Raw genomic sequence first — 14,985 nt, 5'->3', positions numbered from 1 at the left:
TGCGGGGCTGGTGCGGGTCACGGGTGGCGGGAGAGCAGCCGGCCGGCCGGTTCGGTGAACTCGCCCCGGTCCACGATCCGCCGGCCGCGCAGCCAGGTGGACTTGACGACGCCGCTCAGGGTCTTGCCCGCGTAGGCGGTGACGCGGTTGCGGTGCTGGAGCGCGGCGGGGTCCACGGTGAAGGTCTCGTCGGGGGCGAGGACCGCGAAGTCGGCGTCGAGGCCGGGAGCGATGGCGCCCTTGCGGTCGTCGAGGCCGACCAGCCGGGCGGTGCTCGTGGACATCCAGCGGACCACGTCCTCGAGGGTGTGACCGCGCCTGCGGGCCTCGGTCCACACCGCGGACAGGCTGAGCTGGAGGCCGGAGATGCCGCCCCAGGCGGTCGCGAAGTCGTCGGTCTTCAGGTCGGCCGTGGAGGGCGAGTGGTCGGTGACGACGCAGTCGACGGTGCCGTCGGCGAGGGCCTGCCACAGCAGGTCCTGGTTGGCCGCCTCGCGGATGGGCGGGCAGCACTTGAACTCGCTGGCGCCGTCCGGGACCTCCTCGGCGGTCAGCGTGAGGTAGTGCGGGCAGGTCTCGACCGTGAGCCGTACGCCGTCCGCCTTCGCGGCGGCGATCAGCGGCAGCGCGTCGCTGGACGAGAGGTGGAGCACGTGCACGCGCGCGTCGAGCCGCCGGGCCTGGCCGATGAGGTGCTCGATCGCGGTGTCCTCGGCGTCGCGGGGGCGCGAGGCGAGGAAGTCGGTGTATTTGCGGCCGCTCTTCTGCGGGGCCGCGGCGAGGTGGTGCGGGTCCTCGGCGTGCACGATCAACAGGCCGCCGAAGCCGGCGATCTCGGCGAGCGACTGCGCGAGTTGTTCCTGGTCGAGCTCGGGGAACTCGTCGACGCCGGAGGGCGACAGGAACGCCTTGAAGCCGAAGACGCCCGCGTCGTGCAGGGGCCGCAGGTCCTTCACGTTGCCGGGCAGCGCCCCGCCCCAGAAGCCGACGTCGATGTGCGCCTTGGGGCGGGCGACGTCCTTCTTGGTGCGCAGGTTGTCCACCGTGGTGGTGGGCGGCAGGGAGTTGAGCGGCATGTCGACGAGGGTGGTGATGCCTCCGGCGGCCGCGGCGCGGGTCGCGGTCCAGAAGCCCTCCCACTCGGTGCGGCCGGGGTCGTTCACATGGACATGGGTGTCGACGAGGCCGGGCAGCAGGACGTCGTCGCCGAAGTCCTCCAGCCGGGCGCCGTCCGGTACTTCCGCGTCGTGCGCGAGCACGGCCGTGATCGTGCCTCCGGCGACCGCGACCGTGGCGGCGCGCGTCCCTTCGGGAGTGATGACACGCGTCGAGCGCAGCATCAGGTCGACCCCTGCGACACCAGACACCCGGACCCCTCTCTCTGCCGCTGCCGACCACTGCCGCCGCCGTGGTGGCGCGGGTTTACTTCCGCGTAACGGAATTCAACGATCTGTTGAAGGAGTCTTCCCCGCGGCCCATGCGCCGTCAAGAGCGCACACCTCCACTGTGCTCCCGGGGCACCCACTCTGGATGTTTCCACAAAGCGGAAGTAGAATTCCAAAGAGCAGAACGTAGCTATGCACAACGCGGGAGTCAAGCAACCGCCGGGTAGGCTGCATCACTACCCTCCCGGCGCGCGCCGCCGCCCTGTGAGAGGCCCTCCGCCGGGCCGACCCTGACGTTCCTGAGCCGTGAAAGGACCGCCGCCGTGCCGCCGTCCAGCGCCAGCACCACCGACGCCGCCAAATCGCCCGCTCCCAGTGGTGGCGTCCAGTCCCTCGAGCGCGCCTTCGACCTGCTGGAGCGCATGGCGGACGCCGGGGGCGAGGTCGGCCTGAGCGAGCTCTCCGCGAGCAGCGGACTGCCGCTGCCCACCATCCACCGCCTCATGCGCACGCTGGTGGCCTGCGGCTACGTGCGTCAGCAGCCGAACCGCCGGTACGCGCTCGGACCGCGCCTGATCCGCCTCGGCGAGTCCGCGTCCCGGCTCCTCGGCACCTGGGCCCGCCCCTATCTGGCGCGACTGGTCGAGGAGACCGGCGAGACCGCCAACATGGCCCTGCTCGACGGGGACGAGATCGTCTACGTCGCCCAGGTGCCGTCCAAGCACTCGATGCGGATGTTCACCGAGGTGGGGCGTCGCGTACTGCCGCACTCCACGGGCGTGGGCAAGGCACTGCTCGCGCACACCCCGGCCGACGAGGTGCGCGCCCTGCTCGCCCGGACCGGCATGCCCGCCGCGACGGAGAAGACGATCACGACCGCGGACGGCTTCCTCGCCGCCCTGGAAGAGGTCAGGAGTCTCGGCTACGCGGTCGACGACAACGAGCAGGAGATCGGCGTCCGCTGCCTCGCGGTCTCCGTGCCCGACTCCCCGACCGCCGCCGCCATCTCCATCTCCGGACCCGCCGGCCGTGTCACCGAGTCGGCCACCGAGAAGATCGTGCCCGTGCTCCAGCAGGTGGCGCAGGAGCTGTCGGAGGCCCTGGCCAGCTCGGGCCCGGCCGCCTGAGCCCCGCATCGCGCCGCGGGGCATCCGCCCCGCGGCTCAGCGGCGCGGCGGTTCCCCGAACAGCTCCACCGCGCTGCGCACGTCGGCCAGGCGCGTCGACAGGGCGCTGACCGAGCCGATCGCACCCGCGACCAGAAGCAGGGAGCGGCGCAGCCGAGGGGTCTCGGGGATGCCGCCCGCGGCCATCGCGGCGAGGGCCGCGAGCTCGTCCTCGGCGATGCCGCGGTCGGGGAACTCGGCCGGATGCGCGGCCAGTTCACGGCGCAGCCGGGAGACGGCGATGCGCAGTTCCGCCACCCTCGGGTCCTCGTCGCTGCCGGTCACTGCCCTCTGCCCCAAGCTCCGCAACACAGCACTCCCCCCTCGCACGCCGTTGTGCGTCGATCGTCCTCACCAGGCCCCAGCTCCCCGTGGCGGTGGTCGGGCGCCGGGGGGACGCGGGTCAGTAAACGCCACCGCGTGCGCCGGGCGCCACCGCGCGGACCGAAATTCAGCCCTCGGACATCGGGCCGTCCGGCCGGGTTCCGGCGCGCGCTCCCGCCCCGCTCGGGTATGCAGGGAGCATGACGGACAACAAGGACCAGGTCGTCGGACTGCTGCTGGCGGCCGGCGGCGGGCGTCGCCTCGGGGGGCGCCCCAAGGCGCTCCTGCAACACCGCGGGCGGCCACTCGTCGAACACGCGGTCGAGGTCCTGCGGGCCGGCGGCTGCGCGCGCGTCCATGTGGTGCTGGGCGCCCAGGCCGATGCCGTGCGGGCGCGGGCCGCGCTGCCCGGATGCGTCCTCGTGGACAACCCGGAGTGGGAGGAGGGCATGGGCTCCTCGCTGCGCGCGGGCCTCGGTTCACTGGCGGACACGGGGGCGGGCGGCGCGCTGGTGCTCCTGGTCGACCAGCCGGGGATCGGCCCGGAGGCGGTGGTCCGGGTCCTCGGCGCGTACGCCTCCCCCCTCTCGCTCGCGGCCGCGTCCTACGACGGCGAACGCGGCCACCCCGTCCTCTTCGGGGCCGGGCACTGGGACGCCATCGCGCGCAGCGCCACCGGCGACCGGGGCGCCCGCGCCTATCTCAAGGCCCACGAAGAGGCGATCACGCTCGTCGAGTGCGGCGACGTGGCGCAGGCGTACGACATCGACACCGCGGCCGACCTGGTCCACCTTGAGTGAACGGCGTGGCACCGAGCGCCACCTTGTGTCGACCCGGAGAATCTCGACATCAACAAACCATTGAACTTCCACCATGAGGAAACTAGTATCCACTGTTCAGAAGCGCCTGACCGCTCCGCGGGCGCCCTTTGCCCCATTCGCGCCGGTCGGCACCCAGTGCCACGGCACGGTGGCGATGCACGTGGTTCGCTGAAACAGCTCCCCCGAAGGAAGTGACAGCTCATGTCCGCACCAGCGCCGTCCCCGCTGGCCATCGTCGACGCCGAGCCCCTGCCCCGGCAGGAGGAGGTCCTCACCGACGCGGCCCTCGCCTTCGTGGCCGAGCTGCACCGGCAGTTCACGCCCCGGCGTGATGAGCTCCTCGCCCGCCGAGCGGAGCGCCGCGCCGAGATCGCCCGCACCTCCACCCTCGACTTCCTCCCGGAGACCGCCGCGATCCGCGCGGACGACTCCTGGAAGGTGGCCCCCGCCCCGGCGGCCCTGAACGACCGCCGCGTCGAGATCACCGGCCCGACCGACCGCAAGATGACCATCAACGCGCTCAACTCCGGTGCGCGCGTCTGGCTCGCGGACTTCGAGGACGCCTCGGCGCCGACCTGGGAGAACGTGGTCGTCGGCCAGCTCAATCTGACCGCCGCCTACACCCGCACCATCGACTTCACCGACCCGGCGTCGGGCAAGTCGTACGCCCTCAAGGCGGACGAGGAACTCGCCACCGTCGTCATGCGGCCGCGCGGCTGGCACCTGAGCGAACGCCACCTCGTGGACGCCGACGGCACGCCCGTCCCGGGCGCCCTCGTCGACTTCGGCCTGTACTTCTTCCACAACGCCCAGCGCCTGCTGGACCTCGGCAAGGGCCCGTACTTCTACCTCCCGAAGACGGAGTCGCACCTGGAGGCCCGCCTCTGGAACGACGTCTTCGTCTTCGCGCAGGACTACCTCGGCATCCCGCAGGGGACCGTGCGCGCGACCGTCCTGATCGAGACGATCACCGCCGCGTACGAGATGGAGGAGATCCTCTACGAACTCCGCGACCACGCCTCGGGACTGAACGCGGGCCGCTGGGACTACCTCTTCTCCATCGTCAAGAACTTCCGTGACGGCGGCGCCAAGTTCGTCCTGCCGGACCGCAACGCGGTGACGATGACCGCCCCGTTCATGCGCGCGTACACCGAACTCCTCGTCCGTACCTGCCACAAGCGCGGCGCGCACGCGATCGGCGGCATGGCCGCCTTCATCCCCTCGCGCCGCGACGAGGAGGTCAACAAGGTCGCCTTCGAGAAGGTCAAGGCCGACAAGGACCGCGAGGCGGGCGACGGCTTCGACGGCTCCTGGGTCGCGCACCCCGACCTGGTCCCGATCGCGATGGCGTCGTTCGACGCCGTCCTCGGGGAGCGGCCCCACCAGAAGGACCGGCTGCGCGAGGACGTGTCCGTCGCCGCCGGTGACCTGATCGCCATCGACTCCCTCGACGCCAGGCCGACGTACGAAGGCCTGGTCAACGCGGTGCAGGTCGGCATCCGCTACATCGAGGCCTGGTTGCGGGGCCTCGGCGCGGTCGCCATCTTCAACCTCATGGAGGACGCGGCCACCGCCGAGATCTCCCGCTCCCAGATCTGGCAGTGGATCAACGCGGGCGTCGTCTTCGAGCACGACGGGAAGACCGTGGCGGCGACCCCGGAGCTGGCGCGCCGGGTCGCCGCCGAGGAGCTCGCCCGCATCCGCGCCGAGATCGGCGAGGAGGCGTTCGCGGCGGGCAACTGGCAGCAGGCCCACGACCTGCTGCTCCAGGTGTCGCTCGACGAGGACTACGCGGACTTCCTGACGCTGCCGGCGTACGAGCAGCTCAAGGGCTGACGCTCACGCGGACCTGTCCGAGTGGCCCAGGGACCTTCCCGGGGCCACTCGGTCGCGTACGGCCTGCTTGACCGCGGTCGGCTCCGGGAAACCCTGTTCGCGGCGGTCCCAGACCACCTCGCCGTTCACCCGGACCACGAAGACCCCGCCCGTGCCGGGCTTGAGGGCCAGCTCCGTCAGCTCGGTCTCGAACGTCGTGAGGAGTTCCTGCGCCAGCCAGGCCGCCCTCGGCAGCCAGCGGCACTGGGTGCAGTACTCGATCTCCACGCGCTGGACGTCGCTCATCCCAGGTGCACCGACCAATCCTGTTCCGCCGCCGGTTTGCCGTGCAGGTCGGGGACCCGCTTGAGCCAGTTCGGACGGCCCTGCTGTGTCCTCGCCGCGCGCTGCGCCTCCTCGGCGGCGAGTTCCTCCCGGGTCGGGAAGTCGGTGGGCAGCCAGGCCTCGGAAGCCGCCACGCGCGCGTGGAGGTAGTCCACGTACGCCGTCCTGACCTCGTCGGGCGTCGCGAACCCCTCCTCGACGGTCAGCCAGGCGTCCGGTACGGCCGCCGTGACGGCGCGGAGCAGTTCGCGCGTCACCCGCGGCGCCAGTTCGGCGTCGGCAGCCCGGGTGTCCGGCGTGTAGTGGCCGAGGGCGTGATGCCGGAAGTCGTAGGCCTTGGCGGGGTCGGAGGCGTCCCAGCGGTGGTGGAAGACGAGGGCCGCCCCGTGGTCGATCAGCCACAGCCGCGGGGGCGCGGTGCCGAACGTGGGCCACACCATCAGGTTGGAGCTGTGGACCGTACGGTCCACGTTCGCGGTCAGCGCGTCGAGCCAGACGATCCTGCCCGCCTCCAGGGCGTCGACCGGGAATCTCTTCGCGACCTCCGGCGTGAAGTCCTTCGCGCCCGGCAGGAAGTCCATGCCGAGGTTGAGGCCCGCGCTGGCGCCGTGCAGGTCCCGCACCTCCTGGTGCGGTTCGGAGTCGGCGATCGCGGGGTCGAAGTGGACGAGGACCAGCTCGGGGAAGCGCAGCCCGAGCGCACGGGCCAGCTCGCCGACGATCACCTCGGCGACCAGCGCCTTGCGGCCCTGCGCGGAGCCGGTGAACTTCACGACGTACGTCCCCAGGTCGTCGGCCTCGACGACTCCGGGCACGGAGCCGCCCGCCCTCAGCGGGGTCACGTATCGAACAGCAGTCACGTCGCGCAGCACACCCGCCAGGGTAAGTCAGCGCTCACCCGGCCAGCGGGTTGGGCAGCGGCACGTACCGGGCGTCCGCGCCGTCCGCGCCGGTCCACCGCAGGAGCAGGTTCGTCTTGCCGGGGACGGTGGGCGCGGCGAGCAGGCCGGCGATCTCGGGCAGGCCGTGCTCCGTGTCGTAGCGGATCAGCTCCTGCCGGACGGCGGGCCACGGGTCCAGGCCGGGGTGACGCTCGGCGAGCAGCGCGGCCAGCTCGGCGAGGTGGTTGACGAGCAGGCAGTACACGAGCCGTTCCCAGCCCGCCTCGCGCGTCACGGCGGGGAGCAGCTTCACGCCCTCCGCGTCCCGGAACAGCGCCTGCACGGGCGTCCCCGCCGTGTCCACGGCCACCAGCACGTTCTGCAGGTGGGCCTCGACGACGACGCCGTGGCGCGCGAACGCGTGCAGCACGGGCGGTACGACATGGCGCAGATACGCGGCCCACCAGGCGGACGGGTCGGCGAGCCCGTCCAGGGGGCTGCCGTCGAAGCCCTCCACCAGGGCGGCGGCGAGCAGCGGGGTCGCGCCGGGCACGAGGTGGCCGCGCAGTCCGTCCCGGACGAGGACGGCGAGTTCCTCGAAGGCGAAGTCGGCGGTGCGGTAGCCGCGGTCGCTCAGCCAGGCGGCGGGGCCGGGGCCCGCGAACGCCGCGGCGGTGGCCGCGTCGCCGGCGCGCATCTTCAGCAGGTCGTGCCGCCACAGCCGGCGGATGTCGTTGGTGATGCGCACGTCGAGGCTGAACTTCACGAACAGGTCGTCCTCGGGCGCGTACAGCGTGCGGATCGCCGCCGTCGGCCGGAGCGGGCGCGGGGTGCGTCCGACGCGCAGCAGCCGGCCGTCCCGGAACGCGGCCCGGATCTCCGGGCCGGCGCCGACCAGGCCGAGCTGCCAGGGGTGGGCGGGCAGCAGCCGGTAGCCGGGCGGGGCCTGGCCGAAGGCGTCGAGCGCCGTCGTGTCGCCGTCCTCGACGACGGCGTCCTCGCGTACGGCGAGGAGTTCGAGCGGGAAGCGGGCGTACGCCTCGGGCGCGTACGGCAGCCAGTCGGTGGCCGGGCCGCCGCCGCGCGCCTTCGGTGCCGGATGGTGGGGATGCCCGGTGATCAGGGACTGCTCGGAGCGCAGGTACGGATCGCCGGGCGGTGTCGCGCGCTGCCGCGCGGTGAGCAGCGCGGCGACGGTGTCGCGGCTGTCGGTCATCTCCGCGGGCAGTTCGGAGTTGGACAGGCCGGTGGCGCGGCGCAGCTCCTCGGCGGTCAGTTTGACCAGTTCGGCGTGGGTGAGCCGGTGCCAGGCACCGGCGGCGTGCACCTCCGGCCGCGCGGGCCGCCGCGCGCCGCGCACCCGCAGCAGCCCGCCGCCCGCCTTCAGGCGGTACACCCCGGGCTCCTCCGCGGGTTCCGCCGTCTCCCGCAGGAGACAATTCAGCAGGGGCGCCGCGGCGTACGCGTCGGCGGCCTCCGCGACATCGCCGCCGCCAGGGTCCTCCCCGGCGAGTGACGGGAACAGGGGCGGCAGGGAGTCCACTCGGTCCATTCGCTTCATTCATTCCATACGGTGCACTGGTGATCAGTATGTCTGCTGCCGTGGACGACCGCGACGCAGTCCCCGTACCCAAGGAGCCCGCCCGTGCACCGTCCCCCCACGCCCGAGGCCGCGCCCGCCGGCGGGCCGAGCGCCGTGCGCCCCGAGCTCTCGGCGCCGTACGCGCGGGCGCTCCCCGGCGCCAGGGCGGCCGTGCTGACCCGTCTGTGGCGTGCGCTGGCGTACGAGCCGCTGCCGTGGATCGCGGGCCACGAGACGGGGCGTGACGGTCTCACGGTCCGGCTGGCCGACGGTCGGCGGCTGCACGGCCCGCACCCGGACCCGTACGCCGTCACCGACTACGTCGGCGAAGTGCGGCTCGACGGGCGGCCGTACGACCGGCCGGACCGGCTCGTCGAGGCGCTCGGTGTGCCGCACGGCCCCGCCTTCGCGGCCGAACTCGCCGACAGTGTGGCGTCCTTGGCGCTGTCCCGGGCAGGGCAGACGGCGTTCGGCACGGCCGACGGGCCGGTGCCGGGTGACGCCGTCGGCCCGGCCCCCGCGGACGGCGCCGCGTGCGGACCCGCCGAGCACCCGGCGGCGGGCTGGAGGTGGGAGCAGCGGGTCGTCGACGGGCATCCGTACCACCCCAACTGCCGGTCCCGGCCCGGCTTCTCCGTGGCCGAGCAGTTCGCGTACGCGCCGGAGCACCGGCCGGTCGTGGAACTGGGTCTGATGGCCACCGACGACTGTCTGGTGACCGGCGAGTGGCCGAAGTGGCTGCGGGACGGCGAGCGTGTCCTGATCCCCGTCCACCCGTGGCAGGCGGCGCACGTGCTGGACGGACCGGTCCAGGAGGGTTTCGCCGCGCACCCGTTGATGTCCCTGCGCACACTCGCCCTGCCGGACGGCCCGCACGTCAAGACCGCGCTGAGCGCCCGGCTGACGTCCTCGGTGCGCGACATCTCGGTGTACTCGGTGGAGACCGCCGCGACGGTCTCGGCGTTCATGGAGTCGGTGGCCGGCCGTCTGGACGCTCCGCTGCACATCACCCGGACACTCGGCGCGGCCACCTCGCACAGCCCCGATCTGGCGGCGGTGCTGCGGGAGTCGCCGGACCGGTACGCGGCCCCGGGCGAGCAGATCGTCCCGGTGGCCGCCCTCCCGCTGACGGGCCTGCCCGAACGGCCCGCCTGGCTGGCCGATTTCACCCGCCTCGTGCTCACGACCGGGCTGCGGCTGCTCGATCTGGGCGTGGCCCTGGAGGCGCACGGCCAGAACCTGCTCGTCGTCCTCGACGGCACGGGCGCCCCGGTCCGGCTCGTCTACCGCGACCTCGCCGACATCCGGATCAGCCCGGCCCGCCTGGCCCGGCACGGCATCCCGGCCCCCGCGCTCTCCGGCCGCGTCGTCACGGACGACGAGACCGCCCTGCGGCGCAAGCTGTTCGGCTCCCTCGTGGGTGGCGCACTGGGTGCCACGGCGGGCTCGACGGCCGCGCTGCGTGGAGCGCTGGAGGCGGTCGCGGGTGATCTGCCGCGCACCGCGGACCGCGCCGCCCTGCTGGGCGAGCCGCTGCCCACCAAGGCGCTGACCCTGATGCGACTCTCCCCGCACACCTTTGGCGACCTGTGGACACAACTGCCCAATCCGCTCACCGGATCCGGCCCCGGGACCCCCTCGTTTTGAAGCGCGACACCTTTGATCACTAGGATCCGCCGATGATCACAAGACAACGGCTGGCGGCGGGCCTGTGCGCCCTGCTCGCCACCCTGACGGCGGGGGTCGCCTTCCCGGCCGGAGCGGTCGCCGACGAAACGGCCCAGGCCGCCCCCAAGGTCGAACTGGTGCTGGACGTCAGCGGTTCGATGCGGGCCCGGGACATCGACGGCGGCTCGCGGATGGCAGCGGCGAAGCAGGCGTTCAACGAGGTGCTCGACGCGACGCCGGAGGAGGTGCAGCTCGGCATCCGGACGCTCGGCGCCAACTACCGCGGCGACGACCGGAAGACGGGCTGCAAGGACACGGCGCAGCTGTACCCGGTGGGCACGCTGGACCGCACCGAGGCGAAGACGGCTGTCGCGACCCTCACGCCCACCGGCTGGACGCCGATCGGCCCCGCCCTGCTGAAGGCGGCCGACGACCTCGAGGGCGGTGACGGCACCCGCCGTATCGTGCTGATCAGCGACGGCGAGGACACCTGCCAGCCGCTCGACCCGTGCGAGGTGGCGCGCGAGATCTCGTCCAAGGGCATAGGCCTGACCATCGACACCCTGGGACTGGTGCCCGACGCGAAGACGCGCGACCAGCTCAGCTGCATCGCCGACGCCACCGGCGGCACCTACACCTCCGTCCAGCACAAGGAGGAACTGGCCGACCGGGTCGGGCAGTTGGTGGACCGGGCCGCCGATCCGGTGGTGACGCCCGTCGCCGTGGAGGGTGCCGCCGAGTGCGCGCAGGCCCCGGCTCTGAAGTCGGGCCTCTACACCGACCGCGAGGAGTTCACCAAGCACCGCTGGTACCGCGTCGAGGTCGAGCCGGGCCAGGAGCTGCGGGCCTCGGTCAGCGTCGCCGCGGACCGCGCGGTCGCCCCCGACTACGGGGTGCTGCTGCGGGCCGTCACCGTGCACGGGCGGGAGATCGTCCGCGGCGAGGCCGCGGGCAACGGCCGTACCGACGTCATCTCGACCGGGCTGCGCTACCCGAAGGCCGAGAGCGACGACGAGGACGCCACCGCCGAGGTCGTGTGCCTCCAGGTGTCGAACTCCTTCTCGGCCGCCGCGGGTGTGAAGACCACGCCCGGACTGCCGCTGGAACTGACCGTCGACGTCGTCGACGGGCCCGACCAGGCGGGCGACGTCGCCTCGTTCGGTCTCGGGCGCGGCTGGTGGCTGCTCGGCGCCCTGGTGCTCACCGGCTTCCTCGCGGGTGTGCTGTGGGGCTGGATCTCGCGCTGGCGTGTCGCGGTCTGGAGGACCAACTGATGCGTATCCGACGTGTGCTGACCACGGCACTGTTCCTGCTCGGGGCCGCCGCTCCCGCCGCGCTCGCGGTGGCGGCGGCACCCGCCGTCGCCGACTCCTCGCCCTCGCCGAGCCCGTCGGGCGACGACGGCGCGCCCACCGAGGCCGGTACGTCCTTCCGTACGGCGACGGAGATCGAGCAGGGGCAGCGGGCCACCGCCGGCGCCTCCACGGGCGACTACCTGTACTGGTCCTTCCCGGCGGACGCCGGACAGCGGCCCACCGTGAAGGCGACGGTGAAGCTGCCCGGGTCCGCCGCGCGCAGCGCCGCCGAGACGTGGCAGATCGACGTGTACGACGGGCTGCGGCGCCGGCAGGCCTGCCAGTACGGGGCGCAGACGCGGACGGCGGCGGCCGGCGCGGCCTCCGTGGAGCTGTCCTGCACGCTGCGTACGGTGCGTGCCTGGTCGGAGACCTGGGCCAACGACCCGCTGCCGGGCACGTACTACATCCGGCTCACCGCCACGGGTCTGCCGGCGTCCGGTCTCGGCCTGCCGGTGAACGCCGAGGTCGAGGTGGGCTCCAAGGACATCGGCGGCGCGGCGGCGGTCGACGGTTCGCTCGCCGAGCCGCTGGTGCCGGGCATCGCGACGACGGGCGGCAAGTCCGACGAGGACTCCGACGCGTCGACGGCCGTGCTGTCCTCGATCGAGCCCGACGACGGCTGGGCCTCGGGCTGGTGGTCGGACCGCTGGGTGTGGACCGCGATCGGCGGTGTTCTCGCGGCGCTCGCCGGCATCGGCGGCTACGCGCTGACCCGGGGTGCGGGGCGGCCGTCGCGGATGCCGCCGGGCGCCTGACGCACCATCGGAACCATGTGAGGGGCCCGCCGTACCGGACCGGTACGGCGGGCCCCGTTCGGTCCTGGCGCCGCCCCGGTCTCCCGGCCGTGCCCGTCGACCGGGCACGGCCGCTGCCGAGACCCCCCACGCCCGGGCCCGCCCGGGTACGGACCGGCGTCGCGGGCCGGCCTCCGGCACCGGTGGTGCGACAGCGGCCCCGGCCGGGCCCGCTCGGCGCGGGCGCCCCGTCAGTCCTCGCGGAGCGCCTTGGCCGGAGCGCCGTCTCCCGTCACCTCGACGCGCCCCCGCCGGACGGCTTCCCGCAGGCCCAGCGCGCCGCGGCTCACGGCCTCGCAGGTCTCGCTGTCGAGCGTGAGGCGGGCGTCCGGCTCGCCGTGGGCGGGGCCCTCCCCGTAGACCGGTCCCTCCGCGGTGCCCAGCCACATGTGGAACACGCCTTCGTCCAGCCGCACTTCGACCAGGCCGTCCCCTTCCAGGGCGCGCAGCAGCGGCAGTGCGAACCAGTGCGCCCGTACCGCGTCGGTGGGCCGCCGCTCGTCCAGCACGGGTGCGCCCCACTCCCCGAGCGCCTGGAGGACGGGGAGCAGGTCACGGCCCCGGCGGGTGAGTTCGTAGACGTACGCCGCGCCCGGCGGGGGCAGGCGCCGGCGTGTGGTCAGCCCGTCGCGCTCCATGTCCTTGAGCCGGGAGGCGAGGACGTCCGTGCTCACGCCCGGCAGATCGGCGTGCAGGTCGGTGTAGCGGCGCGGTCCGCCGAGCAGTTCACGGACGATCAGGAGGGTCCACCGGTCACCGACGGCGTCGAGCGCACGGGCGGCGGAACAGTACTGGTCGTAGCTTCGGCGAGGTGACATGCGGCGCAGTCTAGCCATCTTGTTGGACTTTCCAAGCTCACACTTGGTAAAACCAAGCAACACCACGAACCGGAGGGCGCACGCATGGAGTTCCGGCAGTCGAGCAAGCTCAGCGAGGTCTGTTACGAGATCCGCGGCCCGGTGATCGAGCACGCCGACGCACTGGAGGCGGCGGGCCACAGCGTGCTGCGCCTGAACACCGGCAACCCCGCGCTCTTCGGCTTCGAGGCGCCGGAGGAGATCCTCCAGGACATGATCCGGATGCTGCCCCGGGCGCACGGCTACACCGACTCGCGCGGCGTCCTCTCCGCACGCCGCGCCGTCGCCCAGCGCTACCAGGACCGCGGTCTCGACGTCGGCGTGGACGACGTCTTCCTCGGCAACGGCGTCTCCGAACTGGTCTCCATGGCCGTGCAGGCGCTGGTCGAGGACGGCGACGAAGTCCTCATCCCCGCCCCCGACTTCCCGCTCTGGACGGCGGTCACCACGCTCGCGGGCGGCAAGGCGGTGCACTACCTCTGCGACGAGCAGTCCGACTGGTACCCCGACCTGGCGGACATGGAGGCGAAGATCACCGACCGGACCCGGGCCGTCGTGATCATCAACCCCAACAACCCCACCGGCGCGGTGTACCCGAAGGAGATCGTCGAGGGCATCCTCGACCTGGCCCGCCGCCACGGGCTGATGGTGTTCGCCGACGAGATCTACGACCAGATCCTGTACGACGACGCCGTGCACCACTCGGCCGCCGCGCTCGCCCCCGACCTGGTGGTCCTCACCTTCTGCGGACTGTCCAAGACCTACCGGGTCGCCGGCTTCCGCTCCGGCTGGCTCGTCGTCACCGGCCCCAAGCAGCACGCCCGCAACTATCTGGAGGGCCTCACCATGCTGGCCTCCATGCGGCTGTGCGCGAACGCTCCCGCCCAGTACGCCATCCAGGCCGCGCTCGGCGGACGGCAGTCCATCCACGAGCTCACGGCGCCGGGCGGACGGCTGCGCGAACAGCGCGACCGGGCCTGGGAGAAGCTCAACGAGATCCCGGGCGTCTCGTGTGTCAAGCCGAAGGGCGCTCTCTACGCCTTCCCGCGGATCGACCCCGAGGTGCACAGGATCCACGACGACGAGAAGTTCGTCCTCGATCTGCTGCTGCGCGAGAAGATCCAGGTCGTGCAGGGCACCGGATTCAACTGGCCGCGCCCCGACCACTTCCGCATCCTGACCCTGCCGCACGCCGACGACCTGGACGCGGCGATCAGCCGGATCGGACGCTTCCTGAGCGGGTACCGCCAGTAGGGCCGACCGGCGCAGCCGGTGCTGCGCCCGCGTCCGGCCGGTGACACCGTACGGAGGGACGGCGGGACAGAAAGGGTTCGGCGATGGGTGACCTCCTTCTCGTACGGCACGGTGAGACCGAGTGGTCCTTGTCCGGGCGGCACACCGGGTCGACCGACATCCCGCTGACCGACCGGGGCCGGGAGCAGGCGCGCAAGCTGGCCCCGCTGGTCGCCCGGCACCACATCGCCGCGGCCTTCGTCAGCCCGATGCAGCGGGCCCGCGAGACGGCCTCGCTGGCCGGGGTCGACGGCGCCGTGGTGGACGCCGACCTCTCCGAGTGGGACTACGGCGGCTACGAGGGGATCACCACCGTCGAGATCCACCGCAGCAGGCCCGACTGGTTCCTGTTCACGGACGGCGTCGCGGCCGGCCCGCCCGAGCACCCCGGGGAGAGCCCGGACGAGGTCGGGGCGCGCGCCGAGCGCGTGCTCGCCAGGATCGACGCGGCGCTCGCGGAGTCGGAGGGCAGTGTGGTCGTGTTCTCGCACGGGCACTTCCTGCGGGTGCTGACGGCGCGGCGGCTCGGGCTGCCCGCCGGGGCGGGGGCGCTGTTCCAGCTCGGCACCGGCACGATGAGCCGGCTGAGCACGGAGCACCGCCGCCATGTGGTGGCCGGCTGGAATGTCAGACCCGACGCGTACTGTTCCCATGGGCCGCTCTCCCCCGCCGGACAGGGGCCCGCGGAGCACTGAC

At 73.0% G+C, this 14,985-nt stretch carries 14 protein-coding genes; 8 read left to right on the top strand and 6 right to left on the bottom strand.

Annotated features, from left to right (window positions below; all coding sequences use genetic code 11):
- Window positions 1–17: 17 nt before the first annotated feature.
- Window positions 18–1,340 carry an allantoinase AllB gene (gene allB / locus ACSYGO_RS35340; RefSeq protein WP_460389798.1) on the bottom strand — a complete coding sequence of 441 codons (1,323 nt, stop codon included), beginning with the start codon at window positions 1,338–1,340 and terminating at the stop codon, window positions 18–20.
- Between the two features lie 368 nt (window positions 1,341–1,708).
- Here allB and ACSYGO_RS35335 point away from each other — a divergent pair, with 368 nt between their 5' ends.
- Window positions 1,709–2,512: an IclR family transcriptional regulator gene (locus ACSYGO_RS35335; protein ID WP_426682185.1), complete on the top strand. Its 804-nt coding sequence runs from the start codon at window positions 1,709–1,711 to the stop codon at window positions 2,510–2,512.
- Window positions 2,513–2,548: 36 nt separating this feature from the next.
- On the opposite strand, the gene ACSYGO_RS35330 is transcribed toward ACSYGO_RS35335, so the two are convergent.
- Entirely contained in the window at window positions 2,549–2,863 is a 315-nt protein-coding gene (locus ACSYGO_RS35330) for a DUF5955 family protein (RefSeq protein ID WP_078629005.1), read from the bottom strand.
- Window positions 2,864–3,075: 212 nt separating this feature from the next.
- Between ACSYGO_RS35330 and ACSYGO_RS35325 the strand changes: the two genes are divergently transcribed.
- Window positions 3,076–3,675, top strand: a complete 600-nt coding sequence (locus ACSYGO_RS35325) for a nucleotidyltransferase family protein (RefSeq protein WP_432188967.1) — start codon at window positions 3,076–3,078, stop codon at window positions 3,673–3,675.
- Between the two features lie 222 nt (window positions 3,676–3,897).
- Window positions 3,898–5,532 (top strand): malate synthase A, encoded by a 1,635-nt coding sequence (gene aceB, locus ACSYGO_RS35320; RefSeq protein WP_432176185.1) that lies wholly within the window; start codon window positions 3,898–3,900, stop codon window positions 5,530–5,532.
- Between the two features lie 3 nt (window positions 5,533–5,535).
- Here aceB and ACSYGO_RS35315 read toward each other — a convergent pair whose 3' ends face one another.
- Genes ACSYGO_RS35315 through ACSYGO_RS35305 form a run of 3 tightly spaced genes read right to left on the bottom strand, consistent with a single transcriptional unit; the run spans window position 5,536 to window position 8,289 of the window.
- Window positions 5,536–5,817 (bottom strand): Rdx family protein, encoded by a 282-nt coding sequence (locus ACSYGO_RS35315; protein WP_432176186.1) that lies wholly within the window; start codon window positions 5,815–5,817, stop codon window positions 5,536–5,538.
- Window positions 5,814–6,728, bottom strand: a complete 915-nt coding sequence (locus ACSYGO_RS35310; protein WP_426682180.1) for a HipA family kinase — start codon at window positions 6,726–6,728, stop codon at window positions 5,814–5,816. The genes ACSYGO_RS35315 and ACSYGO_RS35310 overlap by 4 nt, the downstream gene beginning before the upstream one ends.
- A 22-nt stretch (window positions 6,729–6,750) precedes the next feature.
- Window positions 6,751–8,289 (bottom strand): IucA/IucC family protein, encoded by a 1,539-nt coding sequence (locus tag ACSYGO_RS35305; protein ID WP_435227565.1) that lies wholly within the window; start codon window positions 8,287–8,289, stop codon window positions 6,751–6,753.
- 93 nt (window positions 8,290–8,382) lie between these two features.
- Between ACSYGO_RS35305 and ACSYGO_RS35300 the strand changes: the two genes are divergently transcribed.
- Genes ACSYGO_RS35300 through ACSYGO_RS35290 form a run of 3 tightly spaced genes read left to right on the top strand, consistent with a single transcriptional unit; the run spans window position 8,383 to window position 12,100 of the window.
- The gene (locus ACSYGO_RS35300) at window positions 8,383–9,966 is read left to right on the top strand and encodes an IucA/IucC family protein (protein ID WP_460389008.1); all 1,584 of its coding nucleotides are present in this window, start codon (window positions 8,383–8,385) and stop codon (window positions 9,964–9,966) included.
- Window positions 9,967–9,998: 32 nt separating this feature from the next.
- Window positions 9,999–11,261 (top strand): VWA domain-containing protein, encoded by a 1,263-nt coding sequence (locus ACSYGO_RS35295; RefSeq protein WP_460389006.1) that lies wholly within the window; start codon window positions 9,999–10,001, stop codon window positions 11,259–11,261.
- On the top strand, window positions 11,261–12,100 hold the full coding sequence (locus ACSYGO_RS35290) for a hypothetical protein (RefSeq protein ID WP_426682176.1): 840 nt from the start codon (window positions 11,261–11,263) through the stop codon (window positions 12,098–12,100). The genes ACSYGO_RS35295 and ACSYGO_RS35290 overlap by 1 nt, the downstream gene beginning before the upstream one ends.
- Window positions 12,101–12,330: 230 nt before the next feature.
- Here the strand turns inward: ACSYGO_RS35290 and ACSYGO_RS35285 are convergent, their stop codons facing one another.
- Entirely contained in the window at window positions 12,331–12,957 is a 627-nt protein-coding gene (locus ACSYGO_RS35285) for a winged helix-turn-helix transcriptional regulator (protein ID WP_426682175.1), read from the bottom strand.
- An 84-nt stretch (window positions 12,958–13,041) separates the two neighbouring features.
- Between ACSYGO_RS35285 and ACSYGO_RS35280 the strand changes: the two genes are divergently transcribed.
- A complete protein-coding gene (locus ACSYGO_RS35280) occupies window positions 13,042–14,250 on the top strand; it encodes a pyridoxal phosphate-dependent aminotransferase (protein WP_359501139.1) in 1,209 nt (402 codons plus the stop codon).
- Window positions 14,251–14,333: 83 nt separating this feature from the next.
- Window positions 14,334–14,984: a histidine phosphatase family protein gene (locus tag ACSYGO_RS35275; RefSeq protein WP_426682174.1), complete on the top strand. Its 651-nt coding sequence runs from the start codon at window positions 14,334–14,336 to the stop codon at window positions 14,982–14,984.
- Window position 14,985: the final 1 nt, after the last annotated feature.

Source organism: Streptomyces krungchingensis (genome assembly GCF_054729265.1).
Note: the sequence above shows the minus strand (reverse complement) of the source record. Positions and strands in the feature narration are given on the sequence as shown.